General features: G+C 69.4%; 18 protein-coding genes and 3 tRNA genes. 11 read left to right on the top strand and 10 right to left on the bottom strand.

The window, feature by feature from the left end:
- Positions 1 to 26 precede the first annotated feature (26 nt).
- Positions 27 to 115: transfer RNA gene (locus MARKY_RS09060), tRNA-Leu, on the top strand.
- A gap of 652 nt (positions 116 to 767) precedes the next feature.
- Here the strand turns inward: MARKY_RS09060 and MARKY_RS09070 are convergent.
- Positions 768 to 2,141 (bottom strand): hypothetical protein, encoded by a 1,374-nt coding sequence (locus MARKY_RS09070; RefSeq protein WP_013704581.1) that lies wholly within the window; start codon positions 2,139 to 2,141, stop codon positions 768 to 770.
- A complete protein-coding gene (locus MARKY_RS09075; protein ID WP_041658015.1) occupies positions 2,108 to 3,538 on the bottom strand; it encodes a glycoside hydrolase family protein in 1,431 nt (476 codons plus the stop codon). The genes MARKY_RS09070 and MARKY_RS09075 overlap by 34 nt, the downstream gene beginning before the upstream one ends.
- Positions 3,539 to 4,127: 589 nt before the next feature.
- Here MARKY_RS09075 and MARKY_RS11465 point away from each other — a divergent pair.
- The 8 genes from MARKY_RS11465 to MARKY_RS09115 all read left to right on the top strand — a co-directional run bounded on the left by MARKY_RS11465 (position 4,128) and on the right by MARKY_RS09115 (position 11,820).
- On the top strand, positions 4,128 to 6,218 hold the full coding sequence (locus MARKY_RS11465) for a putative bifunctional diguanylate cyclase/phosphodiesterase (protein WP_083804429.1): 2,091 nt from the start codon (positions 4,128 to 4,130) through the stop codon (positions 6,216 to 6,218).
- 105 nt (positions 6,219 to 6,323) lie between these two features.
- Entirely contained in the window at positions 6,324 to 6,596 is a 273-nt protein-coding gene (locus tag MARKY_RS09085) for a hypothetical protein (protein ID WP_013704584.1), read from the top strand.
- A 61-nt stretch (positions 6,597 to 6,657) separates the two neighbouring features.
- A tRNA-Met gene (locus tag MARKY_RS09090) sits at positions 6,658 to 6,734 on the top strand.
- A 1-nt stretch (position 6,735) separates the two neighbouring features.
- A tRNA-Met gene (locus MARKY_RS09095) sits at positions 6,736 to 6,812 on the top strand.
- 739 nt (positions 6,813 to 7,551) lie between these two features.
- Positions 7,552 to 10,383 carry a nitrate reductase catalytic subunit NapA gene (gene napA / locus MARKY_RS09100; protein ID WP_013704585.1) on the top strand — a complete coding sequence of 944 codons (2,832 nt, stop codon included), beginning with the start codon at positions 7,552 to 7,554 and terminating at the stop codon, positions 10,381 to 10,383.
- Between the two features lie 16 nt (positions 10,384 to 10,399).
- Entirely contained in the window at positions 10,400 to 10,966 is a 567-nt protein-coding gene (locus tag MARKY_RS09105; protein ID WP_013704586.1) for a nitrate reductase cytochrome c-type subunit, read from the top strand.
- Between the two features lie 23 nt (positions 10,967 to 10,989).
- Positions 10,990 to 11,460 carry a ferredoxin-type protein NapF gene (locus MARKY_RS09110; RefSeq protein WP_013704587.1) on the top strand — a complete coding sequence of 157 codons (471 nt, stop codon included), beginning with the start codon at positions 10,990 to 10,992 and terminating at the stop codon, positions 11,458 to 11,460.
- Positions 11,461 to 11,472: 12 nt separating this feature from the next.
- Complete coding sequence (locus tag MARKY_RS09115) at positions 11,473 to 11,820, top strand: chaperone NapD (protein ID WP_013704588.1); 348 nt, start codon at positions 11,473 to 11,475, stop codon at positions 11,818 to 11,820.
- Here MARKY_RS09115 and nagA read toward each other — a convergent pair.
- From nagA to MARKY_RS09150, 7 genes are all read right to left on the bottom strand, one after another.
- Positions 11,817 to 12,902 carry an N-acetylglucosamine-6-phosphate deacetylase gene (gene nagA, locus MARKY_RS09120; RefSeq protein WP_013704589.1) on the bottom strand — a complete coding sequence of 362 codons (1,086 nt, stop codon included), beginning with the start codon at positions 12,900 to 12,902 and terminating at the stop codon, positions 11,817 to 11,819. The two genes, MARKY_RS09115 and nagA, sit on opposite strands and share 4 nt — an antisense overlap.
- A 37-nt stretch (positions 12,903 to 12,939) precedes the next feature.
- A complete protein-coding gene (locus MARKY_RS09125) occupies positions 12,940 to 13,497 on the bottom strand; it encodes a 3'-5' exonuclease (RefSeq protein WP_013704590.1) in 558 nt (185 codons plus the stop codon).
- Complete coding sequence (locus MARKY_RS09130) at positions 13,494 to 15,302, bottom strand: DUF294 nucleotidyltransferase-like domain-containing protein (protein WP_013704591.1); 1,809 nt, start codon at positions 15,300 to 15,302, stop codon at positions 13,494 to 13,496. Before MARKY_RS09130 ends, MARKY_RS09125 begins: the two co-directional genes overlap by 4 nt.
- A 4-nt stretch (positions 15,303 to 15,306) precedes the next feature.
- Positions 15,307 to 15,714, bottom strand: a complete 408-nt coding sequence (locus MARKY_RS09135) for a hypothetical protein (RefSeq protein WP_013704592.1) — start codon at positions 15,712 to 15,714, stop codon at positions 15,307 to 15,309.
- A gap of 61 nt (positions 15,715 to 15,775) precedes the next feature.
- A complete protein-coding gene (locus MARKY_RS09140) occupies positions 15,776 to 17,470 on the bottom strand; it encodes a sodium:solute symporter family protein (RefSeq protein WP_013704593.1) in 1,695 nt (564 codons plus the stop codon).
- A 12-nt stretch (positions 17,471 to 17,482) separates the two neighbouring features.
- The gene (locus tag MARKY_RS09145; RefSeq protein ID WP_041658016.1) at positions 17,483 to 17,734 is read right to left on the bottom strand and encodes a DUF4212 domain-containing protein; all 252 of its coding nucleotides are present in this window, start codon (positions 17,732 to 17,734) and stop codon (positions 17,483 to 17,485) included.
- Between the two features lie 53 nt (positions 17,735 to 17,787).
- Entirely contained in the window at positions 17,788 to 20,430 is a 2,643-nt protein-coding gene (locus tag MARKY_RS09150; protein ID WP_013704595.1) for an AMP-binding protein, read from the bottom strand.
- A 177-nt stretch (positions 20,431 to 20,607) separates the two neighbouring features.
- On the opposite strand from MARKY_RS09150, the gene acs reads away from it, so the two are divergent.
- Both acs and MARKY_RS09160 read left to right on the top strand, forming a co-directional pair.
- The gene (gene acs, locus MARKY_RS09155; RefSeq protein ID WP_013704596.1) at positions 20,608 to 22,554 is read left to right on the top strand and encodes an acetate--CoA ligase; all 1,947 of its coding nucleotides are present in this window, start codon (positions 20,608 to 20,610) and stop codon (positions 22,552 to 22,554) included.
- 91 nt (positions 22,555 to 22,645) lie between these two features.
- A complete protein-coding gene (locus MARKY_RS09160; RefSeq protein WP_013704597.1) occupies positions 22,646 to 24,913 on the top strand; it encodes a glycoside hydrolase family 31 protein in 2,268 nt (755 codons plus the stop codon).
- Here MARKY_RS09160 and MARKY_RS09165 read toward each other — a convergent pair whose 3' ends face one another.
- Positions 24,914 to 26,107, bottom strand: coding sequence for a sugar ABC transporter substrate-binding protein (locus MARKY_RS09165; RefSeq protein ID WP_013704598.1), 1,194 nt, complete (start codon positions 26,105 to 26,107; stop codon positions 24,914 to 24,916).
- Positions 26,108 to 26,118: the final 11 nt, after the last annotated feature.

Genomic DNA, 26,118 nt, shown 5'->3' on the forward strand with positions numbered 1-26,118 from the left:
GCCTTCACGCTAGGATGGGTGTGGGCGCCGGGATGGCGGAACCGGTAGACGCAACGGACTTAAAATCCGTTGGGGGGATTCCCCCGTGCGGGTTCGAGTCCCGCTCCCGGCACCAGCCCTCACTCCCATTCCTCCCCCCGGGCCTGGCCCCGGGGGGTTCGGTTCAAGAAAACGTATTACGGGCCAGGGAGCTGCTCGATCGCCTTTAGGTGAAGGCGAAGCGCTTGGGCATTGCCGTGTGCCTGGATGACCAGATTGTACCGCTGACCCCGCCCATGGTGAACCTTCTAGAAACCCTCCTCACCCTGCTGGCCCAGGGCCAACCCGTCATGGTAATGCCTCTGGAAGCCGAGCTGACCCCTCAGGTAGCCGCTACCTGCTGGGCCTCTCCCGCCCCTACCTCGCCGAGTTGTTGGAGCAAGGTCGAATCCCTCACCGCAAGGTGGGCACCCACCGACGAGTGCGGGTACGGGACGTGCTGGCCTATCAGGAACAAACCCGCCGGGAGCAGGAAGCGGCCCTGAACGCACTGCAAGCGCAAGCCCAGGAGCTGAATATGGGCTACTGAGGAGATGATCTTGCGCGTTTAGACCGCCGTCTATGACGCCCGCATCCTCTACCCGGCCCCGCTACGCGACCTGTTCATCCGCCTGGTGGTGAACCTTGTACGGGGCAGGCAAACGCTCAAGGGGAACCGGTGCTTGAACGCCTGGGGCTGAAACGCACCGCGCGCATGTTACAGCACTATATCGAGCATCCATAGGGCCTTACTCGGGGAGGTACTCGAACAACACCCCATCCCCCCCGCGCAACACAAAACCCTCCCCTAAACCCACCACACGCCCCGTCTCCACATCCCGCAACATCCCCCCGCGACCCCCCAAACCCAGCACCCGCATCTCCCGCGCCTCGCAATCCCGGTTCACCACCACCACAAACACCCGACCCCCATCCCGCTCCATCAACGTGCTCGCGTACGGACGACTACCCCCCACCGCCTCAAACCACTCCTCGTACACCACCTCGTCCTCCCCGTACCCCACAACCCGCTTCTCCAAACCCATCAACACACCCCGCAACACACCAAACCGCCTCGCAAGCTCCGTCACCTCCCCGTACTGCGCCGCGTGCCCCTCAAACCGCAAACCCCGGATCACCGAGTCCTCACCCCGGATCTCCGGCGAGTAAAAAAACCAAATCAGTCCCTTCGCTCCCTCCCCCACCGCCAGCCACGCCTCCATCCGCATCTCCTCCACCAACGGCACCCGCAGGGCAAACCGCCCCGCACCCGGACCCGAAAACGAATGCCCCTGCAAAATAAACCACACCGGCACCCGCTCCACACCCGGATTGTTCAACACGTACCGCACGTAATGCACAAAATCCCACCCCTCCGGCAAACCAAAACCCCGCAGCGTGTCATCGCACGGCCCGTTCCCCTCCGCAAACGGGTACACGTCCAGCGTCACCACGTCCAAACCCGCACCCCGGATAAACCGGTTCACCGTGTTCGGCGCCACCAGCACCGCCGTCCGCACCCGCCCAGGGTCCAGCTCCCCAGCCGCCTCCACCATCAACCGCAGCTTCTCCACCCCCACGTCCCGACCTAGCGTAAAACTATCCAAAGGCGGCTCGTCCGCCAACGAGTACCCCACCACGCTCGGGTGCCCACGCACCGACTCCACGTGCGGCCCCAACAACCGCTTCGCCTCCTCCAAGCTCAGCTCCGGGCTCGCCTCCATGCTGAACCACGCGTCCCACAACTCCGGACCGTACACCACCCGGATCCCCATCGCGTCCGTGTAATCCCACCACCCCGCGTGCGCCGGCGTGTTATGCACAAACATCACCGTGTCCAAACCCCGCCCCAGCAGGTCCGGCACCATCTCCTCGATCCCCGTCACCCCAGCGTGGTCGTACACCCCCAGCGGAAAGAAGCCCGCTACCGGCACCTCGACCGGGGTTTCGGGCGGGGGTTCTTCTGGCGTCGTCTCGCTAGGGGGCGGGGGCTCGAGGGGGGCGGGGGCCTCCCCCGGCCCCGGGGGGGTCGAGGAGCAGCTCCCCAGCACCCCGCCCAGGGCCAGAAGAAGCGCGCCAATCGCGTACCTTACTCGGCGAGCGCGCGCACCTGGTTGTCGCACGCGACACCTCCGCACAGGTTATCCGTGATGACTCGAGGATCCACGATGGGGCCCGACACCTCGACGACTAGGCCGGGGTTCGTGCCGTAGAAGCGCTCTACGGTGTTCCCGGCCACGTAGTACCCACCGATCTCCATCGTGTTGCCGCTCCCGCACCCGTCCGGGTAGGCGTTCACGCGGACGAAGGCGTTCACGCCCGCGACCCGGTTGTTCTCCACGCGCAGGTTGTTGAAGACGCTGTGAATGCCAGCGTTCGGGTTCACCTGGTCGCACTTCGCGCTGAACTGCACGAAGATCGCCTGATCCGCGGTCGCGGTGTTCCCCACGACCAAGGCGTCTTTCCCGGTGATCTGGATGCCTTGGTGCAGGCCGCCGAAGGTGTTGTTCGCAACCACAATGTGGTTGGCCTGACGGATCTCGTTTTCCTGGAAGATGCCGTCGCCGTTAATGTCGAAGTCCGCGTCCTGGTTCGTGAGGATGAGGAGGCCGCCGTTGCCGAAATTCCCCGCGATCTCCGAGCCGATCACGCCACAAGCGAAGCACCCGTCGAAGTACACAGCCCAGCGCTCCGAGCCCAGGAAGCGGCTATCCCGCACCCAGATGTCGTCCACCCAAGCCGTGGCGTTAATGAGGCCGCGGTGGTAGTTCCCGGGATCGCGGTAGTTCTGGAAGGTCACGTTGTCGAAGAGGACCTGGCGCGCCGCGCGGATCGTGATCGCTAAAAGTTGCGTGCCGCCCCCGTCGAAGGTCAGGTTCTTGAAGTAGATGTTCTCGATGCGCCCGTCCGTGACGCAGTTAATCGCGTCGGGGTTCTTCTCCACGCGAACGCGTTCCATCAAGCGCTGGTAGTCGATCGCGTCCGTGCACCCCACGACGAACCCCACTCCCGTGAGGACCGCGCCGCCGTCGGAGATGAAGTGCACGTTGCTCTTCCCCACGAGCGTCCAGTTCCCCCCGTAGGTGCCGGGCGGGAAGTACAGCGTCCCCCCGGAGGCCGGGAGCGCGTCGATCGCGGCCTGGATATTCCCCCCGAACTCATCCCGCACGTTCAACACGGGGTCCGGGCTCTGAATGCCGCCCACGGGGATGAAGTTCGGGCTTTCCGGGTTATAGGGGTGGCTCGCCCACCAGACCTCGACCGGGGTCTCGAGGTCCAAGGTCTGCGGTACGCCGTTCACGCTAACGGCGGGCGGATCGTTCGGGGTGGGGGGCGGCGTCTGGGTGTCCGGTGGGGTGGGGTCCGGGTTGGTCACGACGGGTGGTTCGGAACTGGTGGGCGGTTCAGTATCGGTGGGCAGGTCGACCTGCTGGGAGCAGGCCGCGACGAGCAGCGAGACTGCGAAAGCGGTGATGAAGGATCCATTGAAGCGCATGGGTTGGGTTCCTCCTTCGTTCATTCGGTTGCGTTTAGCGGTTTACGTGTGTGGGCCTAGGGTCGGGTTGCCGGTGAGGAGAACGCGCGGCGCAATCCGGCGGGGCCCGGGTGGGACGCGCCGTGGTGCGGGCGTTTCCCACCCGAGTAGGGTGGGTGTGGTGCTTGTTGGGGTGTTTCAACCAGGGGGTGTGGCTCGCGTGAACGCCGCGCATCCAGATACGCTCCGGGGCTTGAACTTGGAGAGCCGGTTCGTTCTGGCTCTCCTGAAAGGAGGCTAGCACGACATTCTGAGGAGTTTTGCCATAAATCCCTAAATTTCATGAGTGGACCCCTACCAGAAATGACTGATTTTAATCCATAATATTTTTATCATCGCTCTAAACGCAAAAACCTGCACAAATCCCTAAGCGAATTGCCCTAAATCCATGACGACAAAAACATAGCGAGAACACGGCGTTTTCCAATCCAATACCAACAAATTCGCGAGGAATCCCCTATAATTCCCATGTTTCCCCATATTTCCAGGAGGAACGCCCCAACTCACGCCGAAACAAACAATACAAAACACACAGGGATATACGGCCCCCTTTCGGGGTATAAGATGGGCACAAATGCGCGGCGCACCCCCCATGCTCCTGCCACTCACCAGCCTCGCCCTCGCGACATACATCCTGGCCTTCCCCCTCCTCTACCGCCAGGCCGGGGTCGAAGCCGCCTCCTTCTCCAGCGTGTGGCTCGCCATGGCCGGCTGGAGCCTCGGCCCCTGGGGGGGCCTCGCCGCCGGCCTCGCCAACATCCCCCTCCACCTCGCCCTCTTCACCTGGGTGCACGACCCCTCGATCAACGCGCTTCAGGAAGCCGCGGGCCTCGAGAGCATCCTCAGCCCCCTCCTGGGGTTCGCGGCCGGCACCCTCCGCAACCTCCTCGACGAACGCACGCGCACCCTCGCCGCCCTGCGCCGCAGAGAACGCACCCTGCGCCTCCTCAGCGCGGTTAACCACGCCACAAGCCACGCCAACACCCAGGAAGAACTCATCCGCATCATCCCCCAGGTGATGGTCCTCGAGGGCGGCTACCGCGCGGCGTGGGCAGCCCACGCGGAACCCGACGGCCGCCTCGAGCCCCTCGCGTGGGCCGGCGAAGGCGCCGAGGCCCTCGCCCCGTGCCTGGCGGCGAGCTGGGAAGGCCCGCGCCCCACCTGCCTCCGCCTTGCGGACCCCGGCCTGCGCGCCCACCGGGAAACCGCCGAACGGTACGGGGTGCGCGCCGTCCTCCTCCTGCCCGTCACCGTCTCCGGCCGGCCCTGGGGCTGCCTCGCGGTGGCCTCAGCCCAGCCTGCCGCCTTCTCCCCCGACGAACAAGCCGCCCTCCAGGAGGTCGCCCAGGCCTTCGGCGCAAGCCTCGAGCGCGTCGCGGCCCTCGAGGCCCTCGCCCGCCACGCGGTCACCGACCCCCTCACCGGCCTCCTGAACCGCCGCGGCCTGGAAGAAAAAGGCCGGGCCCTCCTCGCCGCCCTCCAAACCCGCAACGAACCCGCCGCCCTCATCTTCCTCGACCTCGACCGCTTCAAAGAGGTCAACGACACCCTAGGCCACACCGCCGGCGACCAAGCCCTCATCGAGGTCGCCCACCGCCTCAAAGCCACCGCCCGCCGCACCGACCTCACCGCCCGCGTCGGCGGCGACGAGTTCGCCCTCCTCCTCCCCGGCGCCGACGCCACAACCGCCCAACAGGTGGCCCGACGCCTACAAAAAGCCCTCGAGGCCCCCGTGGAGCTCGAGGGCCGGGCCTTCATCCTGGGCGCCAGCCTCGGCGTCGCCCGCTTCCCAGAAGACGCCCAGGACCTCGACGGCCTCATCCGCGCCGCCGACGTCGCCATGTACGCCGCCAAGCACTCCCCCGCCCCCCTGGTCTTCTTCAACGCCACCCAGGACCAGGCCTTCCGCGAACAGGTCCGCCTCGAACACGAGCTCCGCCAGGCCCTCGCCGCCCACCAGATCCAGGTGCACCTCCAGCCCATCCTGGACCTCCGCACCGGCGAAACGGTCCTGTTCGAAGCCCTCGCCCGCTGGAAGGTCTCCCCCGCGGTCTTCGCGCCCCTCGCGGAAGCCGCGGGGTTCGCCGAAACCCTCGACCGCCAGGTCCTCGCCAAAGCCCTCGCCCACCTCAAGGCCCTCCGCGACGCCGGCTTTCCCGGGGGCGTTACGGTCAACCTCTCCCCCCAAAGCTTCGCCAACCTCATGCTGCCCGACTGGATCCGTGCGCAGCTCATGGCCCACAACCTCCCCCCGGAACGCCTCGTCCTGGAGGTCACGGAACGCCTCCTGCTCTCCGGGGAGGCCGCCCTCGCGACCCTCCAGGACCTCAAGCGCACCGGGGTCCGCCTCGCCCTGGACGACTTCGGCTCCGGCTACAGCTCCCTCAGCTACGTCCACCGCTTCCCCGTGGACCTCATCAAAATCGACAAAAGCTTCGTCCAGGAAGCCCCCGAAAGCCCCCGCGCCCACGCCATCCTCGAGGCCATCGCACGCCTCTCCGAGAAACTCGGGGCCACGACCCTCGCGGAAGGCATCGAGCGTGAGGCCGAGCTCGAGGTGTGCCGCACCCTCGGTATCCCCCTCGGTCAAGGCTTCCTCCTCGGCAAACCCATGCCCCTCGAAGCCGCCCTGGAGTGGCTCGAGGCACCCCAAACCGTGCGGTAACCCACCGCCCGCCAAGGGTGCTATGCTGGAAGTACGGACCCTTGCGGATCCCGTGCCGTATACCCGGACCTCGCCCCATCGCACGGCGAGGGAAGGAGGAAAAACATGGCGGCACTCCACCTGACCCGTGAATCCAGCCCGGAAGGCCTGCCCCCCGAGGTGTGCCGCGAGGTACGCGCGTGGCTCGAGGCGCACGAGGTGAATGAGCTCGTGCTGGACCTGACCGCGGAGGGGTTCGGGGTCTGGATCGACCCGGAGCCCGACGCCATCCCGGTGGGGCTCGTGCCGCTCGAGGCTCTTCGGAACCCGCGCGCGTTGGTCGCGTGCCTCGAGGAGGCGTACCGCGTGTACCTGAGTGGGCTGAACTCGAGCGACTAGGCGATCTTGACGGGTTTTGGGGTTTTGCGTAAACTAGCGAGTGCGGTCGGGGACCGCACGTCGCGGGGTGGAGCAGTCTGGTAGCTCGTCGGGCTCATAACCCGAAGGTCGCAGGTTCAAATCCTGCCCCCGCAACCATGGCGGTGTAGCTCAGCTGGTTAGAGCACACGACTCATAATCGTGGTGTCGGCGGTTCAAGTCCGCCCACCGCCACCAAGAAAGGCCCTTAAGGAAGGGGATTCAGGGAGGGGCCCTGTAGGGCCCCTCCCTGATTTACACCCATCTGACACCTATTGTCTTCGATCCGTCGGGTCTCCTCTACCGCGGTGCACGCGCCGCAGCCCCTTGCGCCATCCGCTGCATCCGGGCCGATGGGGTACCCTGATCGCTGCTCGCCATCCGGTCGGCACACCCGGCGACGGCCGTACCCAAACCCAGAGGCTCAACAGCGCACCCGGAGCGCGGCTGAGCGAACGGATCCGGTTGCTGACGACGGGGTTGGTGTCGGGGGGGTCCTCAATTCAGCGCTCTTCTATAGCCGCCGAACGGGAGGTGCGCCGTTTCCTGCGCTACCGTTCCAAGCGCGCAAAGACTTTCTCGGGAAAGGCTACTTGCTTCACCGCCCCCATTGCTACGTCCCCAAACGCGCCAACCCGCCCCACCCATTCAGGCATACGCCCCTGTCCAACCCGCGCACATCCAGCCAAAACGCTTCAAACGTAATTGGATTCATTCTTAATCTTGATAGAGGGAATCATGGGGCCCACGCCCCCGTCCTCCCCGGTACCCACGCGACCACCTCACACCCCCCTCACGAACATCCCAGTACCCCACGAGGGGTATATCCTCAAGGATGAAACGGACACAATACCGGGGCGGATGTCCTAAGGGCACATGTCCTCCAGGTCTTCGCGAATTATAAAGATGAGCTGATTTAGGAAGGGAGGGCCCAAGGATGGAGAAACAAAACCCCAAAACCCAAGGCTCTACCAACGGGGCGGACCTCTCGCGGCGAGACTTCGTGAAGCTCGCTGCGGCCGTCTCCGCCGCCGCCGCTGCGGGCGTCGCGGTGCCGCAAAGCGCCCGCGCGCAGGCCGCGGCCGTGGAGCAGGGTTGGCGCTGGGACAAGTCCGTGTGCCGGTTCTGCGGCACGGGATGCGGCGTGCTCGTCGCCACCAAGAACGACCGTATCGTCGCGGTCAAAGGCGATCCCGAGAACCCCGTCAACCGCGGGCTGAACTGCATCAAAGGGTACTTCCTCGCCAAGATCCAGTACGGCGAGGACCGCCTCACCCAACCCTTGATGCGCGTGAACGAGCGGGGCGAGTTCGACAAGAAGGGCAAGTTCAAGCCCGTCAGCTGGCAGAAGGCCTTCGAGGTCATGGCCCGCGAGTTCAAGAAGGCCTACAACGAACTCGGCCCTACCGGCGTCGCGATCTTCGGGTCCGGGCAGTACACCATCCAGGAAGGGTACGCGGCCCTTAAGCTCATGAAGGCCGGGTTCCGCAGCAACAACATCGACCCCAACGCCCGGCACTGCATGGCCAGCGCCGTCGCGGCCTTCATCCAAACCTTCGGGATCGACGAGCCCGCGGGGTGCTACGACGACATCGAACTCACCGACACCTTCGTCCTCTGGGGCTCCAACATGGCCGAGATGCACCCCGTGCTCTGGGCGCGCATCCTGGACCGGCGGCTCTCGAATCCCGACCGCGTCAAGCTCGTCGTCCTCACCACCTTCCGCCACCGCACCTCCCAGATGGCGGACCTCGAGATCGTCTTCAAACCCCAGACCGACCTCGCCATCCAGAACTACATCCTCCGCGAGATCGTGTACAACTACCCCGAGGCGATCGACTGGGAGTTCGTGAACAACCACTGCGCCTTCGCCACGGGGTACGCCGACATCGGGTACGGCCTGCGCCCCGACCCCAACCACCCCAAGTACAGCGAGAAGGAACGCGAGGTTCTCCGGACCGAGATCGCCAAGGTGATCACCAAGGAGGAAGCCCAGGCCCTCAGCTACCTCGGGGTCAAGCCCGGCGACCGCCTCGAGATGAAGCACCGCAAACAGGCCGGGGCGCACTGGGTGATCACCTTCGAGGAGTTCAAAAAGGCCCTCGAGCCGTACACCCTGGACTTCGTGGCCGAGCTGGCCAAAGGCGACCCGGACGAGCCCCTCGAGGTCTTCAAGGAAAAGCTCCAGGCCCTCGCGGCCCTCTACGCAGAGAAGGCCCGCAAGGTCGTGAGCTTCTGGACGATGGGGTTCAACCAGCACACGCGGGGCACCTGGGTGAACGAGCAGATCTACGCGATCCACCTCCTCCTCGGCAAACAAGCCCAGCCCGGCTCCGGCGCGTTCAGCCTCACCGGCCAGCCCTCCGCGTGCGGCACCGCGCGTGAGGTCGGGACCTTCGCGCACCGGCTGCCCGCGGACATGGTGGTCACGAACCCCGAGCACCGCAAGAAGTCCGAGGAGATCTGGAAGGTCCCCGAGGGCACGATCAACCCCAAGGTCGGCGCGAACTACGTGCAGATCATGCGGGACCTCGAGGACGGGAAGATCAAGTGGGCCTGGGTGCAGGTGAACAACCCCTGGCAGAACACCGCGAACGCGAACCACTGGATCCGGGCCGCGCGGGAAATGGACGTGTTCATCGTGGTGTCCGACGCGTACCCTGGGGTTTCCGCGAAGGTCGCGGACCTGATCCTGCCCAGCGCGATGATCTACGAGAAGTGGGGCGCGTACGGGAACTCCGAACGGCGCACGCAGCACTGGCGCCAGCAGGTCACGCCTCCCGGCCAGGCCATGCCGGACCTCTGGCAGATCATCGAGTTCTCCAAGTTCTTCACCCTCAAGGAGGTCTGGCGGGAGTGGAAGCTCCCGGACGGCACCGTCCTCCCGAACGTGCTGGACAAGGCCCAGGCTATGGGGTACTCCCCCGAGATGACGCTCTACGAGGTGCTGTTCGCGAACGAGGAGGCCAAGCGGTTCGCCTGGCCGGACCCCATCGGCAAGGGCTTCCTCAACACCGAAGCCGAGGGGGACAAGCGCAACGTGCCCGGCGTGGACGGCCAGCCCTGGAAGGGGTACGGGTTCTTCGTGCAGAAGTACCTGTGGGAGGAGTACCGGCGCTTCGGGCTTGGGGAAGGGCACGACCTCGCGGAGTTCGACGCCTACCACAAGGTACGCGGCCTGCGCTGGCCGGTCGTGAACGGCCGCGAAACCCTCTGGCGGTTCAACACCCAGTACGATCCGTACGCGAGGAAGGCCAACCCCAAGGCGCGCTTTGCCTTCTACGGCCCGGCCGCGAAACGCATCCCTGAAGGCAGCCTCCTCGGCCCCAAGGACGGCGCTAAGGTGGACCTCACCAACCGCGCCAAGATCTTCTTCCGGCCCTACATGGCGCCTCCGGAAACCCCGGATGCGGAGTACCCCTTCTGGCTCGCGACCGGGCGGGTGCTCGAGCACTGGCACACCGGCACCATGACGATGCGCGTGCCGGAACTGTACCGCGCGGTGCCCGAGGCCTTCTGCTACATGCACCCCGAGGACGCCCAGCGCCTGGGCGTAAAGGACGGGGACAAGGTCTGGATCGAGAGTCGGCGTGGCAAGGTGCAGGCCCGCGTGCAAACCAATGGGCGCAACCGCCCGCCTAAAGGCATGGTCTTCGTGCCGTTCTTCGATGAACGCGTCCTGATCAACAAGGTGCTCTTGGACCAGCGCTGCCCGATCTCCCTGCAGACGGACTTCAAGAAGGTCGCGGTCAAGATCTACAAGGCGTGAGAAGGGATGGTGAGTCATGACGCGCCATAAGCGAATCCTCTGGATCGGACTGGCCCTGTTGGGTATTGGCCTCGTGTTCTTCGCGCTTGGCCTAGGTAACGCGCCGAGCTTTACTCCGCAAGACCTGGGCATCCGGAATGCGGTCTTGGAAACGGACGCCGGCGCGGAGCTGCCGCCCTTGGCCTACCCCACCACCCCCCCCGGCGCAAGCGAACGCATGCCGCGCTCGCAGGAAAACGCTCCCCCCATGATCCCGCACAGCATCGAGGGGTTCGTGCCCGTCACCCAAAGCCAGAACTCCTGCGCGGCATGCCACAACCCCAACACGGCTCAAGCCCTTGGCGCCACCCCCATTCCCCCTACCCACTACGCGCTGGACTTGTTCAGCGATACCGACACCACGAGCCTCCAACTGGACGCCGCGCGGTACTCATGCACCATGTGCCACGCCCCGCAGGCCGAGGTGGATCCGCCCATCGCCAACCTCTTCATACCCGAGTTCCGCAACCCCGACGGACAGTTCTCCTCGGACCTCATGGAGCGCTGGAAGGAAGGCGTGGACCTCGAGACCGGTACCGAGTAGACGCGTAGGGTAGGGTGTAGGTTATGGATCGGCGCGCGTTCCTCCAATCCTTCCTCCGCGCCCCCAAGCGCCCCGGGGCCGGGGTGATCCGGCCCCCCTACGCCCCCCCGGGCACGGACTTCTCCGCGTGCGCGCACTGCGACGCCCCGTGCGTCCCCGCCTGCCCCCAGGGCATCCTCGAGCGCGACGCTGACGGGGCGCCCGTGGTGCGCTTTCGCGGGGAAGGGTGCACCTTCTGCACCGCGTGCGCCGACGCCTGCCCCCACGGGGTCCTCTCCCCCGATGGGCCCGCGCGCATCCCCGCGCGGGCCCACATCGACCCCGGCCGCTGCACCGCCTGGCAGCGCGTCCTGTGCTTCGTCTGCCTCGAGGCCTGCCCCGAGGAGGCCATCCGCTTCAAGGGCATGCTCGAGCCCACCGTCCTCGCGGAGCGCTGCACGGGGTGCGGCCGCTGCCTGGCGCCCTGCCCTACCGGCGCGATCCGCGTCGAGTAAAGGAGGTTTATCGTGAACATCTCCAGCATCATTGTCCGCACGCCCCCCGACCGCCTCGAGGCCGTCGCCGAGACCCTCGAGGCCCAGGGGGTGTGCGAGGTGTTCTTCCGCGACCCGAACGGCAAGCTCATCGTGACCATCGAGGCCGAGAGCACCGAGGCGGAGGTCGAGGCCCTCAAGGCCATCCAGGCCACGCCGGGCGTGCTCTCCGCGGAGCTCGTCTTCACCTACAGCGAGGACGAGCTCGAGCAGGCCCGCGCGCACCTGGAGGCCGCCCAGGAGGTGCCGGAAATCCTGAACGACGAGAACGTCCGCGCAGAGGAGATCCGGTACGGGGGGGACGTGCGCCACAAGCTCTAGCGCACGCGCCGTCCCTCCACGTACACCTCCCGGACCCGAAGCGCCTCGTCGAGCACCACCAGGTCCGCCCAAACACCCGCCCGAACCCGCCCGCGGTCCCGCACCCCCAGGTAGGCCGCGGGCAAGGCGCTCAGCCGCCACGCGGCCTCCGCGAGGGAAAGGCCCAGCCGCACCAGGTTGCGTAGCGCTTCCGCCATCGTGAGGACGCTCCCCGCGAGCGTCCCGTCCTCCAGGTACACCCCGTCCCCCCGCCGCACCACCGTCCGCGCCCCGAGCGGGTACCGGCCCTCCGGCATGCCCGCCGCAGCCACCGCGTCCGTCACCCCGTACACGCCCGGAATCGCCCGGAAGGCGGCCAGGAGCGCCCCGGGGTGCACGTGCCGCCCGTCCGGGATCACCTCGGCCCACCGGCCCCGCGCGAACGCCGCCCCCACCAGCCCCGGCGCGCGCGCCATGAGCCCCCCCATCGCGTTAAAGAGGTGCGTGAACCCCACCGCCCCCGCCTCGAGGGCCGCCCGGGCCTCCACGAACCCCGCAGTGCTGTGCCCCAACTGCACGCGCACCCCGCGCCCCGCCAGAAACCGCACCAGCTCGAGCGCGCCCCCAAGCTCGGGGGCCAGGGTCACCACCCGCACCGGGCCGGCCTCGAGGAACCGCCGCGCCCAATCCAGGTCGGGCGGGTGCGGGTAGGGCGGCTGCGCCCCCAGCCGCTCGGGGTGGATGAAGGGCCCCTCGAGGTGCGCCCCCAGGACGCGGGCCTCCCCCGCGCCCGGCCGCCGGGCCACGGCGCGAATCCCCTCCAAGGCGCGCACCACCGCCGCGGGAGGGGCCGTAACGGTGGTCGCGAGCAGGGCCGTGGTGCCGTGCCGGGCGTGGAAGCGCGCCAGGCGGCGCACCCCCGCCGCCCCCTCCATCGCGTCCCCGCCCCCGCCCCCGTGCACGTGCAGGTCGATGAACCCCGGGAGGACGTACCGCCGGGGCGCCTCGGAGAGCGGCTCGAGGGCCTGGATGCGCGCGTCGAACACCACCCGCGCGAGGGCCCAGCCCCGCGCGGTCAGGACCCGGCCCGCCAGCGCCTGCATACCCCTACCTTACCCGCGCGCCCCTCCCGCCCGAGGGTCACGCCTCCCCCAGCCGCGCCTGCAGCGCGAGGAAGAGCTCCGCCGTGGCGAGCGCGTCCACCAACGCGTGGTGCTGCGGGTAGGGCGGCAACCCCAGGTAGGCCCGAGCCCCCGCGAGGTCCAATGGGGGCGGCGCGCGGTAGGGCTCGAGCAGCGCCCGGCGGCGCGCGAGCCGCTCCAAAAGCCGCGCGGTGTCCACCACCCTAGGCGCGGGCCACGGCCAGCCCAAAGCCCGGTACGCCCGGCGCAGGAACGCCACGTCCACGGCCGCGTGGTGCACGAGCAGCGCCCCGCCCCGCAAGCGGCGGTCCACCTCGCGCAGGACCTCGGCCAGGGGCGGCGCGCCGCGCAGCTCCACGGGCCGGATGTGGTGCGCCTTCAGGCCCCATAGCGGAACCACCGCGGGGCTTGGGGGGCGCACCAGGCTGTAAAACGCCTCCCGGCAGCGCACCGCCCCCCCACGCACGGGCACCATACCCACCGCGAGGATCTGGTCCCGGCGCGGGTTCAGGCCGCTCGTCTCCACGTCCAGCGCCCAGTACACCACCCGCCTCACCCCAACCAGGCGGTCTGGTACCGCAAGGCGGCCGCCTCCTGCGCCTCGCGCACCGCGAGGAAGGCCTCCTTCAGGTGGCGCCGCTCCAGCGGGGAGAGCGCCTCCAGCCGCACCCGGTTCCCCACCGCCTCCCCCCGCCCCAGGGCCACGAGCTGCGCCCGCAACCGGAGCTTCTGCAGGAAGCCAAACGCCTCCGCGAGGACCTCCGCCCCCGCCGCGGAGAGCACCCCGGCCTGCCGCGCGGCCTCGAGGCGCTCCAGCGTGTTCCGCGCCCGCGCGCGGGCCTCGAGGGCGTACACGCGCGCCAGCCCCACGATGGGCGCGATCCCGCCCCGCTTCACGTCCACGCCGCCCTCCTCCTCCCGGATGCGCCGGAAGAGGGTGAGGGGCGGGCGGAAGGCGAGCGCCGCGCGCGCCAGGTGCGCCAAGAAGCGCCGCTGGTCCGCCGCCTCCGCGAGCACCGCCTCGAGCGGCTCGAGGGAAAGCCCGCCGTGCACCGCGCGGAAGTCGAAGAAGATCCCCGCCTCCAGCAGGGCTTGCGGGTCCGGGGCCGCCACCCACCGCTGAAACCGCGCGCGCCACGCCTCGAGGGGGTACCGCCAGCGCGTCGCCATGTACCCTCCGGGGCACGGGGGGAAGCCCGCCCGGAGGAGGCCCTGCACCACGTCCTCCGCGAGGCGCGCGAAGTACGCCTGGGCCTCCGGGCTGGCCTCCGCGTAGACCAGGGCGTTGTCCTGGTCCGTGAGGAGCAGCTGCTCCGCGCGCCCCTCCGAGCCCAGCACCACCCACGCGTACGGCACCGGCGGCGGCCCCAGCCGCCGTTCGGCGAGGCGGAGCAACACGCGCAGGAGGGTGTCGTTCAAGGCGCTGACGCTCCGGCCGATCTCCCGCACCCCCAGCCCCCCCGCGAGCAGGGCCTCCACGACCCCCGCGAGCTCCAGAGCGTACCCTTCAAGGCCCTCCGGGTCCCGGGTGCGCTCGAGGCGGCGCAGGAGGTAGAGGGGGTTCTTGGCCTGGTGCCTGAGGAGGTCCGTGTCCGTCACGACCCCCACCACCCGCTCCCCCTCCACGAGGGGCAGGTGGTGCACGCCCTCGGCGAGCATGAACTCCAGGGCCTCGAAGACCGAGCTGCCCGCCGGGAGGGTCTTGGCCGGAGCCGTCATCACCGCTCGGACCGGCGTGGCCGCGCCGAGCCCCCGGGCGAGGACCCGGTTCCTGAGGTCCCGGTCGGTCAGGATCCCCAACGCCTCCCCCGCCACAAGGACCGAGCTGATGCGGTGCTCCCGCATGCGGCGTGCGGCCTCCCCCACCGTAGCCTCCGCCGGCACGAAGACCGGAGGGCCCCGCACCAAGCGACGCACCGGCTGGCTGAAGTCCAGCCCGCCGAGCGAGGAGGGCGCCGGGAAGACCGGGACCTCCTTGAGCCGTTCGGCAAGCCCCTTCAGGAAGAAGGCGGCGAAGGCCGGGTGCTCCAGAAGCCGCGCGAAGACCTCGCGGCGCACCCGGTACGCGAGCAGGTCCTCCTCCACCACCACGTCAAAGGCCGGGGGCTCCCCGGAGAGGAGGGAGGGGTACCCGAACACCTCCCCCTCCTCCAAATGCAGCGCGACCCGCCCCGCGCGCTCGAGGCGCACCGCGCCCTTGCGGATCACGTACAGGTACCGGCTCGGCGCGCCGCCGCGCACCAGGACCCGGGTGCCCGCGGGGTGGTACACGACCTCGAGGCCTTCCGCCACCCGATCGAGCACCTCGGGCGGCAGCGCGTCGAAGGGCGGGGTGCGCTTGAGGAACTCGAGGGGCTCCATCGCGTCACTTCTCCTTTGGCTCCGGGAGGCGCACGATGAACCCGGAGCCCAGCCAGGCCGCGACCGCGAAGATCAGGTACAGGGCCTGGGTGGGGGCGCGCCCTTGGAGGAGGAGCTGCACCCCGATCCCGAGCCCCACCGCGGGGATCGCGAGGAGCAGGGTGCGCACCAGCCGTTCCACGCCCGGCCGGGGGCCGAGGGGCCACACCCAGGAGAACGCCACCCCGAGCCCCACCCCGAGCCCGACCGTGACGAGGATGTCGAGGAGCTGGTCGGGCGCGGGGAAGGGGAGTCCGGCGGCGTAATGCCCCGCCAGGTAGAAGAGGAAGAGGACCAAGCTCATCCCCAGGACCAGGCGCAGCGCCCGCACGCCCAGCTGGGGGGGGATATACACCTCGTTGGGTCGTTTCACGCTTGCCCTCCACGGGGCGCTCCGGCCGGGGAAGTCCCGGCCGGAAGCTATGTCCGCGGGTTTAGTCGTGCGCCGTTGCCGCTCCGGAGCCGCGCGGGACGCGGATCTGGTCCACGAGGTCCTGGATCTCCCGCGGGGGCTCTGCCGTCATGCGCGAGACGACGTAGGCCACGATGAAGTGCAGGATCATCCCCACGACGCCGATCCCCTGGGCGTTGATCCCCAAAAAGCTCTCCACGATGGGCTCCGGGGTACCCAGGATGCGCGGGGAACGCATCAGCACGATCATCACCGCGGTGAAGACCAGCCCCGTCAGGATCCCCGCGATCGCGCCTTCGCGGTTCATCCTGCGGTCGAAGATCCCCAGGAAGATCGCGGGGAAGAGGCTGGCCGCCGCGAGGCCGAAGGCGAAGGCCACCACCTCCGCCACGAACCCCGGCGGGTTAATCCCGAAGTACCCCGCGACCAGGATCGCCAGGAAGATCATGATCCGCCCCACCAGCAAGCGCTGGCCTTCCGTCGCGTTCGGGCGGAAGATGCGGTAGTACAGGTCGTGCGAGACCGCGCTGGACATCGCGAGCAACAAGCCCGCCGCGGTGGAGAGGGCCGCCGCGAGCCCGCCCGCGGCCACCAGCCCGATCACGAACGGCGCGAGCCGCGCCACCTCCGGCGTGGAGAGCACGATGATGTCCCGGTCGATCACGATCTCGTTCGCGCCGGGGTCCCGCCTAAGCTCGACGCGGCCGTCCCCGTCCTTGTCCTCCAGGCGCAGCAGGCCGGTGCGTTCCCACTTCTCCACCCAGTCCACCTGCCGCACCTCGGCGATGGGCTTGCCGTGCAGGCTGTTGATCAGGTTGTACTTCGCGAAGACCGCCACGGCCGGCGCGGTCGTGTAGAGCAACGCGATGAACAAGAGCGCCCACCCCGCGGACCAGCGGGCGTCCGAGGCTTTAGGGACGGTGTAGAAGCGGATGATCACGTGCGGCAGCCCCGCGGTGCCCGCCATCAACGCGAGCGTGATCGTCAGGACCTGGAGCATGGTGAAGTTCTGGAAGGGCGCGATGTACTCCTTGAGCCCCAGCTCCACCTGGATTTGGGAGAGCCGCTCGGCGATGTCCGTGAAGGTCAGGGCCAGCATGGGCACGGGGTTCCCCGTGAGGAGGTTGGAGATGGCCGCCGCGGTGATCAGGTACGCGATGATCAGCACGGTGTACTGCGCCACCTGAGTCCAGGTGATGCCCTTCATCCCGCCGAGTACCGCAAAAAACGCCACGATCGCCATCCCCACGAGCACCCCGACGGCGATGTCCACCCCCAGGTAGCGGCTGAACACGATCCCCACGCCCCGCATCTGGCCGGCCACGTAGGTGAGGGAGATGAAGATCGTCGCGATCGCCGCCACGGCCCGCGCCATGTTGGAGTAGTACCGGTCCCCGATGAAGTCCGGGACCGTGTACTTCCCGTACTTGCGCAGGTACGGCGCGAGGAGCAGCGCGAGGAGGACGTACCCCCCGGTCCAGCCCATCAGGTACACCGCGCCGTCGTACCCCAGGAAGCTGATCAGGCCGGCCATCGAGATGAACGAGGCCGCCGACATCCAGTCCGCCGCGGTCGCCGCACCGTTCGCGATGGGCGGCACCCCCCGGCCCGCCACGTAGAACCCCGCGGTGTCCCGCACGCGGGCCCACCACCCGATGTACAGGTACAGCCCGAAGGTCAAGAGCACCAGTATCCAGGTCCACGCTTCCGGACTCATCAGCGCCCCTCCCTACTCCTCAAACCCGTACTCCGCGTCGATCTGGTTCATGCGCCAGGCGTAGTAGAAGATCAGGATCACGAACACCACGATCGAGCCCTGCTGCGCGAACCAAAACGACAGCGGCAGCGCGAAGAACTTCACGCCAGCGAGCGCCTTCCCAAAGAGGATCGCGGCCCCGTACGAGACCGCGGCCCACACGAGGAGCAAATTGCGGATCAAGGCCACGTTGGCCCGCCAGTAGGCCTCTACCCGTTCGGGCATACCCGGTGCTTGAACCGTGTGTTCTGGCATACTTCCCTCCCCATTGGAACGGGCTACGCCTCGAGGGTCGAGAGATCCCCCGGGTCGTGCCCTAGTTCCCAAGCCCGTAACAACCGCCGCAGGATCTTCCCGCTCTTGGTGCGCGGCAACCGGTCCAGAAACACCACCTCCGCGGGCGTGGCGAGCTCCCCGAGGTGGCGGCGCACGTGCGCCTTGAGCTTGCTGGCCAGCACCTCGTGCACCTCCGGCGTCGCCTCCTTAAACCGCAGCACCACGTACGCCTTCACCACCTCCCCCCGCTCGGGGTCCGGGACCCCCACCGCCGCGGCCTCCGCCACGGCCGGGTAGGAGAGCAGCACGTCCTCGATCTCCGCGGTGCCCACACGCTGGTCCCCCACCTTGATCACGTCGTCGCTCCGGCCCAGCACGGTGAAGTACCCCTCCGCGTCCCGCACCGCGAAATCCCCGGTGAAGTACCCCCCAAACCGCGCCCAGAGCGCGCGGTACCCCTCCGGGTTGTTCCAAAGCGCCCGCATGAAGTGCGGGAACGGGCGCTTCAACACCAAAAACCCCTTCTCTCCCGGGGGTAGCTCCCGCCCCTCGGCGTCCACCACCCGGGCCTCCACCCCCTCCAGCGGCACCCCCACCCGCCCCGGCCGCGCGGGCAAGGCCAGGGGCGTCGCCAAGGCCGGCGCGCCCGTCTCGGTCTGCCACCAGTTATCCAGCACGAACACCCCGAGGTGCGCGTGCACCCAGTGCCACACCTCCGGCGCCAGGTGCTCCCCCACCGAGGCCACCAACCGCAGCGCGAGGTCCGCGTCCCGCCCCCACTCCGCCCCGTACCGGCGCAACGCGCGCAGCCAGGCGGGGCTCGTCAAGAGGACGTTCACCCCCGCCGCCTCGAGCACCTCGTAGAACGCCCCGGGGTCCGGGTGGTCCAGCCGCTCCTCCCGCAGCACGGTGGTGAGCCCCTCAAGGAGAGGCGCGTACACCCCGTACGAGTGCCCCACGATCCAGCCCAGGTCCGCCGTCGCCCAGAACACCTCCCCGTCCTCCAGGCCGAACAAGCGGCGCAGGAAGTAGGTCACGCCCACCATGTACCCCCCGTGAGCGTGCACCACCCCCTTGGGCTTCCCGGTCGATCCGGAGGTGTACAGGATAAAAAGCGGGTGGTCCGCGTCCACCGGCACCACCGGCGCTTTGACGCGCATGCCCTCCAATACCTCCCAGAACTCCGGCCCGCGCGCCCCCGCCCCCCGCCGGTGCCAGATCACCTCCAGCTCCAGCCCCGCGACCGCCTCCTCCACCAAGCCCGCAAGGGGCCGCGCCCGCCCCCCCTGGTACACCCGGTCCGCCGCGATCAACAGCCGCGCCCCGGTGTCCTCCAGCCGGTCCCGCAACGCCGCCGCCCCGAGCCCCACCGGGAGGAAGACGTGCACCGCCCCGATCCGGGCCGCGGCGAGCATCGCGATCACCGCCTCGAGGCCCGTCGGCAGGTGCAGCGCCACCCGGTCCCCCACCCCCACGCCCCGCGCCTGCAGCGCCGCGGCGAACCGCGCCACCCGGTCGTGCAGCTCGCGGTAGGAGAGCTTCTCCACCCGGCCGTCCCCGGCGTACGCCACCAGGGCGAGCTGGTTACGCCGGGAAGAGCGCGCGTGCCGGTCCAGCGCGTTCTGCACGATGTTCGTCGCGCCTCCCACGAACCACCGGCACTCCGGCGGCGTGCCCTCGAGGACCCGCGTCCACGGGCGGTGCCACTCGAACCGCTCGGCCCACGCGCCCCAGAACCCCTCCGGGTCCTCCAGGCTCCGGCGGTACGCCGCCTCGTAATCCTTGCGGCTCCCCGTCCGGCGCAAGGCCTTGGGGGCCCACACCCGCCCCTCCGGCAGCGGCCGGGCCGGGCGGGGCAAGGCCCGCCGGGGCCGCGCCTCCCGCCGCACCACACCAGCCGGGAGGCGCCGGCGCGTCTTCGACGCGGCCTGCGCCACCTCACACACCGCGCGCGCCACCCGCGAGAACGCGTACGGGAACCGCCTAGCGGGCACCACCACCCCCAACGCGCCCAGCACCTCCCCTCCCGGGCCGAAGACCGGCGCGGCCACCCCGCACATCCCCAGCGCGTACTCCTCGAGCTCCACCGCGAACCCCACCCGCCGCACCCGCTCGAGCTCCTCCCCGAGCGCCACGGGGTCCGTCACGGTGTAGGGCGTGTACGCCTCGAGCTCCGCGCCCACGGCCTCCTCCCCCAGGTGCGCCAGGACCGCCTTCCCCAAGGCCAACGCGTGCAGCCCCGCCCGCACCTCCCCCTCCAGGCCGGGCGGCTTCACCAACCCCTGGCGGCCGCGGGTGGAGAAGCACAGCCGCCCCCGGCGCCACACGCCCAGGTAGGCCCGCTCCCGCGTGCGCAGGTACACCTCCTCGAGGGCCTCCTCGAGCCCCTCGTACGCGGGCGGGGCGGGCTCCGGAGGCAAGGGCACGAGCGCGCCCGCCAAGCGGTAGGTGGCGCGCGCGGGGTCGTGCTCCGCGAACCCTTCCTGCACGAGGCTGTTCAGGAGCGCGTACGCCGCGGACAGGCTCTTCCCCAGCATGCGCGCCACCTGGGCGGCCTCGAGGCCCTCCGGGTGCGCGGCGAGGTAGGCGAGCACGCGGAGCGCAGCTTGGACGGTACTCAGGCTTCTCCTCCGACTCCGACCCATGGCGGTTCGGCCTCTCCTAGCGGTCTGCGGTGCTGCCAGCCATCATTCCCACCCCGCGCGCGGCGTGTCAAGAACCCCCCCGATTTGCGCATAACGAAAAACCCCAAGCTTCTTGACGCGCCCGGACCACCCCACTATGCTGACCCCACAACAACCCCGATCAGGAGGTGGTTCCGCGTGGAGCGCATCGAGGCCGTACTCAAGGAAAACCGTCGCTTCGAACCGCCCGAGGAGTTCCGCAAGCGCGCGCGCATCCAGAGCGAGGCCGAGTACGAGGCCCTGTATCGCGAGAGCCTGGAGGACCCCGAGGCCTTCTGGGGGCGCGTGGCCGAGGAGCTGCACTGGTTCGAGCCGTGGACGCAGGTCCTGGAGTGGAACCCGCCCCACGCCCGGTGGTTCGTGAACGGGAAGACCAACCTCTCCTACAACGCCTTGGACCGGCACGTCGCCACCTGGCGCAAGAACAAGGCCGCCATCATCTGGGAGGGCGAGCCCGGCGAGGAGCGCGTCCTCACGTACCACGACCTGTGGCGCGAAGTGCAGCGCTTCGCGAACGCCTTGAAGCAGCTCGGGGTGGGCAAAGGGGACCGCGTCACGATCTACATGCCCATGATCCCCGAGACCGCGATCGCCATGCTCGCCTGCGCCCGGATCGGGGCGGTGCACTCCGTGGTCTTCGGGGGGTTCTCCGCGAACGCGCTCGCCGAGCGCATCAAGGACGCCGAGGCCAAGCTCCTCATCACCGCGGACGGCGGGTACCGCCGGGGCCGGGTCGTGCCCCTCAAGGCCCAGGCCGACGAGGCCCTCGCCGAAACCCCCTCGGTCGAGCACGTGGTGGTGGTGCGGCGCACCGGGGAGGCGGTCCCCATGCAGCCCGGGCGGGACCACTGGTACCACGAGCTCGTGGAGAGCGTGCCGGACCACTGCCCCCCCGAGGTCATGGACGCCGAGGATCCCCTCTTCATCCTCTACACCTCCGGCTCCACCGGGAAACCCAAGGGGGTGCTGCACACCACCGGCGGGTACATGGTGTACACCTACCTCACCACTAAGCTCGTCTTCGACCTCAAGGACGAGGACACCTACTGGTGCACCGCCGACGTCGGGTGGATCACCGGGCACTCGTACATCGTGTACGGCCCGCTGGTGAACGGCGCGACCACCCTGATGTACGAGGGGGCGCCCAACCACCCGGAACCCGACCGCTTCTGGCGCATCGTGGACAAGTACGGGGTCACCATCTTCTACACCGCCCCCACCGCGATCCGCGCCTTCATGAAGTGGGGCGAGGCCTGGCCCCGCAAGCACCGGCTGGACTCGCTGCGCCTCCTCGGCACGGTCGGGGAGCCCATCAACCCCGAGGCCTGGCTCTGGTACCACCAGGTGATCGGCCAGGGCCGCTGCCCCATCGTGGACACCTGGTGGCAGACCGAGACCGGCGGCATCATGATCACCACGCTGCCCGGCGCGCACGCCGCGAAGCCCGGGTTCGCGGGCAAACCGTTCTTCGGCGTCGCGCCCGAGATCCGGGACGCCGAAGGCAACCGCGTGGAAACCCCGGAGGAGGGCGGGTACCTGGTCCTCACGCGCCCCTGGCCCAGCATGCTGCGCACCGTCTGGGGCGACCCCGAACGCTACCGGCGCCAGTACTGGAGCCAGTACCCGGACGCGTACTTCACCGGGGACGGCGCCCGCCGCGACGCGGACGGGTACTACCTGATCCTCGGGCGGGTGGACGACGTGCTCAACGTCGCCGGGCACCGCCTCGGCACCATGGAGCTCGAGAGCGCCCTCGTCAGCCACCCCGACGTCGCCGAAGCCGCGGTGGTGGGCCGCCCCCACCCGGAAAAGGGCGAGGCCATCGTCGCCTTCGTCACCCTCAAAAGCCACGCCCGCCCCTCGGAGGCGCTGCGCGAGGCCCTCAAGGCGCACGTCGCGAACACCATCGGGCCCATCGCCCGACCCGACGAGATCCGGTTCGCGGAGGCCCTACCCAAGACCCGGTCCGGTAAGATCATGCGGCGCTTGTTGCGCCAGATCGCGGCCGGCGAGACCGAGATCAAGGGGGACACCTCCACCCTCGAGGACCGCGAGGTCGTGGAGCAACTCAAGCGCGGCGAGTAAACCCCCGCGCTGACCGGCCCGGCCCCAGGCGATGGGGCCGGGCGTACCATGGTATCCTTTTCGTGAAGCGGCCCCGAACCGGAGCAAAAAGATGCACCCCGTCGATTTCACGCACTGGAGGCTCGAGCCCCGCACCCTCCAGCTCACCGGCCCAACCTTCTCGGCCAGGGTGGAGGCCCGGCCGCACGCCTGGCGCATCCTCGTCTACCAGCGCCCCCAGGACGCCGAAAAAAGCAGCTGGGCGGTGGCGTCCACGCAGCGGCGCCCCCTCACCTTCGACGGCCGCACGGCCCGCGCCCCAAACCTCCCGCCCCTCGAGCTCACCCTCGCCCCCTTCGCCTTCACCTTCGCGGAGCTCTCCGCCACCGGCCTGCTCGCGCACGAGCAGGCCACCTGGCGCACCGCGGCGGCCGCAGCCCTCGACCCGCTTAAGCCCACCCAACCCGAACCCCCAACCGACGGGTACCCCCTCGGGGGCGGGCTCGAGCTGCGCCTCGCGGAACGCCCGGCCCGGCGGTACTTCGGCCTGGGGGAACGCACCGGCTTCCTGGACAAGAAGGGCCGCCGCTACACCCACTGGAACACCGACGCGCTCGACCACCACGAGACCACCGACCCCCTCTACCAGGCCCACCCCTTCCTCATCGGGGTGGAGGACGGCCGGGCCTGGGGGGTGTTCCTCGACGAAACCTGGCCCAGCGTCTTCGACCTCGCCGCGACCACGCCCCACCAGAGCGCGCTCTTCACCCCCGGCCCCACCCTCGACCTCTACCTGATCCCGGGACCCACGGTGCGCGAGGTGGTGGCGGGCTTTACCGGCCTCACCGGCACCCCGCCCCTGCCGCCCTTGTGGGCGCTCGGGTTCCACCAGTGCCGCTGGGGTTACCCCGACGCCGGGAGCGTGCGGGCGGTGGCGGACGCCTTCGCGACGCACGACATCCCCCTCTCCGCCCTCTGGCTGGACATCGACCACATGGACGGGTACCGGGTCTTCACCTTCCACCCCGCGCGCTTCCCGGAGCCCGAGCGCCTCATCGGCGCGCTGCGAGAACGGGGCGTGCGCACCGTGGTCATCGTGGATCCCGGGGTGAAGAAGGAAGCGGGCTACCCGGTCTACGAGGACGGGAAGCGCCTCCGAGCCTTCGTGGAAACCCCCCGCGGCGACGAGGTCGTGGGGGAGGTGTGGGCCAACCCCGCCGTCTGGCCCGACTTCACCCGTCCGGAGGTGCGCGCGTGGTGGGCTGACCTCCACCGCTACTACCTCGAGAAAGGCGTCGCCGGGATCTGGAACGACATGAACGAACCCTCGGCCTTCCGCATCGAAGGAACGCCCCCCCAGCAGACCGGGAAGACCCTCCCCCTAGGCGCCCGCCACGGGAAGGCCAGCCACGCGGAGGTGCACAACGTCTACGGACTCGCCATGAGCCAAGCCGCCCACGAAGCCCAGCGGCGCGCCGCGCCCACGCGCCGCCCCTTCGTCCTGACGCGCGCCGGGTTCGCCGGGATCCAGCGCTACGCCTGGGTCTGGACCGGGGACAACCAAAGCCACTGGAGCCACCTGGAGATGAGCATCCCCATGCTGCTCAACCTGAGCCTCTCCGGCGTGGCCTTCGCCGGCGCGGACATCGGGGGGTTCTCCGAGGACGCCACCCCCGAACTCGTGACGCGCTGGACCTGGCTCGGCGCGTTCTACCCCCTCATGCGCAACCACTCCAGCAAGACCAGCCGCCGCCAGGAACCCTACGCCTTCGGGGCGCCCTGGACCCACCCCATGCGCCAAGCGATCCGCTTTCGCTACCAGCTCCTCCCCTACACCTACACCCTGGCCGAGGAAGCCCACCGCACCGGCGCGCCCCTGATGCGCCCCCTCTTCTACGAGTTCCCCGAGGACGAAACGGCCTACACCCTTCACGACGCCTTCCTGTACGGCCCGGCCCTCCTCGTCGCCCCCATCACGCGCCCCGCCCAGACCCACCGCGCGGTCTACCTCCCCCCAGGCCGCTGGCAGGACTGGTGGACGGGCGAGGTCCTCGAAGGGCCCCGCTGGATCGTCGCCGAAGCCCCGCTCGACGCCATCCCCCTCTACCTGCGCGAAGGGCACGCCGTCCCCACCACCACCCCCGAACCGCGCGAAACCGCCCGCTTCGACCCCCTCGTCTTCCGCGCCTTCCCCACGGGCCCCAGCCGCGGCGAGGTCTACGAGGACGACGGGGACGGCCCCACCCCGGGCCGGAGAAGCCGCCTCGAGGTCCACGACCGCACCGCCCGCTTCGACGGCCCCCGCGCAGGCCGGACGGTACGGGTGGAGGTACTCACCCCAGAAGGCGAACGCGCGGCACTCGAGCTGGCTCCCCCCTAGCTACTCCCCCTGAAGGCCCCGGCGGATCTCCTCCACCATCCGGTCCATGATCCGCTCCACGTCCGCGTCCGGCCGCTCCAGCACGCGCCGCAACGCCTCCCTCCAAGGCCCCCAGACCCGCCCTATCTCCGGGATGTTCGGCACGGGCTCCCCCAACGCGATCACGGCGGCGAACCCCCGCACCACCGGGTCGTCCTCGAGCGCGGCCAGCGCCCCGCGCGAGACCGGGATGCGCCCCCCCACCCGGCTCAAACCCACCTGCGCGTCGGGCCGCACCAGCATCTTCGCGAAGTTCACCGCGGCGATCTTGTGCCTCGAGTACGCGTTCAGCACGATGCCCTGCACCTCCACGAACGGCCCCCAGGCCCGCCCCCCGGGCGGCGCGGGCATGGGCGCGACCCCGAACGCCAGCCCGGCCTCCCTGTACCCCTCCACGGCCCACGGGCCGTTCAGGGTCATGGCCACCGCCCCCTCCCGGAACGCCCCGTCCACCACGCCGTCATCCACGCCCGCCGGAACCAAACCGTACCCGTAGCGCAGGGCCTGAATGAACCGAGCGGCCCTATACCCGGCCTCCCCCCCCAGGCCCAACACCGCCGGGTCCCAGCTCCCGTCCGCGCGCCGCCCGAACACGAACGCGCCGTACGCCCTGAACCACCCGTACCCCAAGTACGGGTCACCCAGGTCATACAAGAACCCGAAGGTCTCGCCCGTAGTGAGCCGCCGCGCCAACCCCAGGAACGCCTCCCAACTCGCGGGCGGCTCCGGCACCCACCGCTTGTTATAGATCAAGGCCACCGCCTCGGCGCTCACCGGGAAACCAAACCCCGCCCCCCCGTACCGAAAAGCCTCGAGGGCCACCGGCACCAGGTCCGCGAGGTACGCCTCCGTCACGAACCCCTCCACCGGCTCGAGGACCCCCGCCGCGGCCATCTCCCCCACCCAGCCGTGCGGCACCGGAACCACCAGGTCCGCCGCCCTGCCCCGCGGGGCCTCCAGAATGAACCGCGGCCGGATCTCCTCCAACGGCATCGCGACGACCTCCACGGGCGTTCCCGTGGCCGCCTCGAACCGCGCGGCCTGCGCCCGCAGCCACTCCAGCTCCGCCCCCTCGAAAGGCGTCCAGACCGTGACCGGCCCCGCCGCGAGGGCCGAAGCCATCCACACCAGGCATCCCGCTACCCAACGCCGCATCCCTGATCCTC

It is taken from the genome of Marinithermus hydrothermalis DSM 14884 (assembly GCF_000195335.1).
Classification (GTDB): Bacteria; Deinococcota; Deinococci; order Deinococcales; family Marinithermaceae; genus Marinithermus; species Marinithermus hydrothermalis.

Coding starts and splice junctions, on each gene's coding strand:
- MARKY_RS09110 (WP_013704587.1), top strand. CDS start 10,990: ATGGATCGGCGCGCGTTCCTCCAATCCTTCCTCCGCGCCCCCAAGCGC.
- MARKY_RS09150 (WP_013704595.1), bottom strand. CDS start 20,430: ATGGGTCGGAGTCGGAGGAGAAGCCTGAGTACCGTCCAAGCTGCGCTC.
- napA (WP_013704585.1), top strand. CDS start 7,552: ATGGAGAAACAAAACCCCAAAACCCAAGGCTCTACCAACGGGGCGGAC.
- MARKY_RS09105 (WP_013704586.1), top strand. CDS start 10,400: ATGACGCGCCATAAGCGAATCCTCTGGATCGGACTGGCCCTGTTGGGT.
- MARKY_RS09165 (WP_013704598.1), bottom strand. CDS start 26,107: ATGCGGCGTTGGGTAGCGGGATGCCTGGTGTGGATGGCTTCGGCCCTC.
- MARKY_RS09085 (WP_013704584.1), top strand. CDS start 6,324: ATGGCGGCACTCCACCTGACCCGTGAATCCAGCCCGGAAGGCCTGCCC.
- MARKY_RS11465 (WP_083804429.1), top strand. CDS start 4,128: ATGCGCGGCGCACCCCCCATGCTCCTGCCACTCACCAGCCTCGCCCTC.
- MARKY_RS09145 (WP_041658016.1), bottom strand. CDS start 17,734: ATGCCCGAACGGGTAGAGGCCTACTGGCGGGCCAACGTGGCCTTGATC.
- MARKY_RS09160 (WP_013704597.1), top strand. CDS start 22,646: ATGCACCCCGTCGATTTCACGCACTGGAGGCTCGAGCCCCGCACCCTC.
- MARKY_RS09075 (WP_041658015.1), bottom strand. CDS start 3,538: ATGAACGAAGGAGGAACCCAACCCATGCGCTTCAATGGATCCTTCATC.
- MARKY_RS09130 (WP_013704591.1), bottom strand. CDS start 15,302: ATGGAGCCCCTCGAGTTCCTCAAGCGCACCCCGCCCTTCGACGCGCTG.
- MARKY_RS09140 (WP_013704593.1), bottom strand. CDS start 17,470: ATGAGTCCGGAAGCGTGGACCTGGATACTGGTGCTCTTGACCTTCGGG.
- nagA (WP_013704589.1), bottom strand. CDS start 12,902: ATGCAGGCGCTGGCGGGCCGGGTCCTGACCGCGCGGGGCTGGGCCCTC.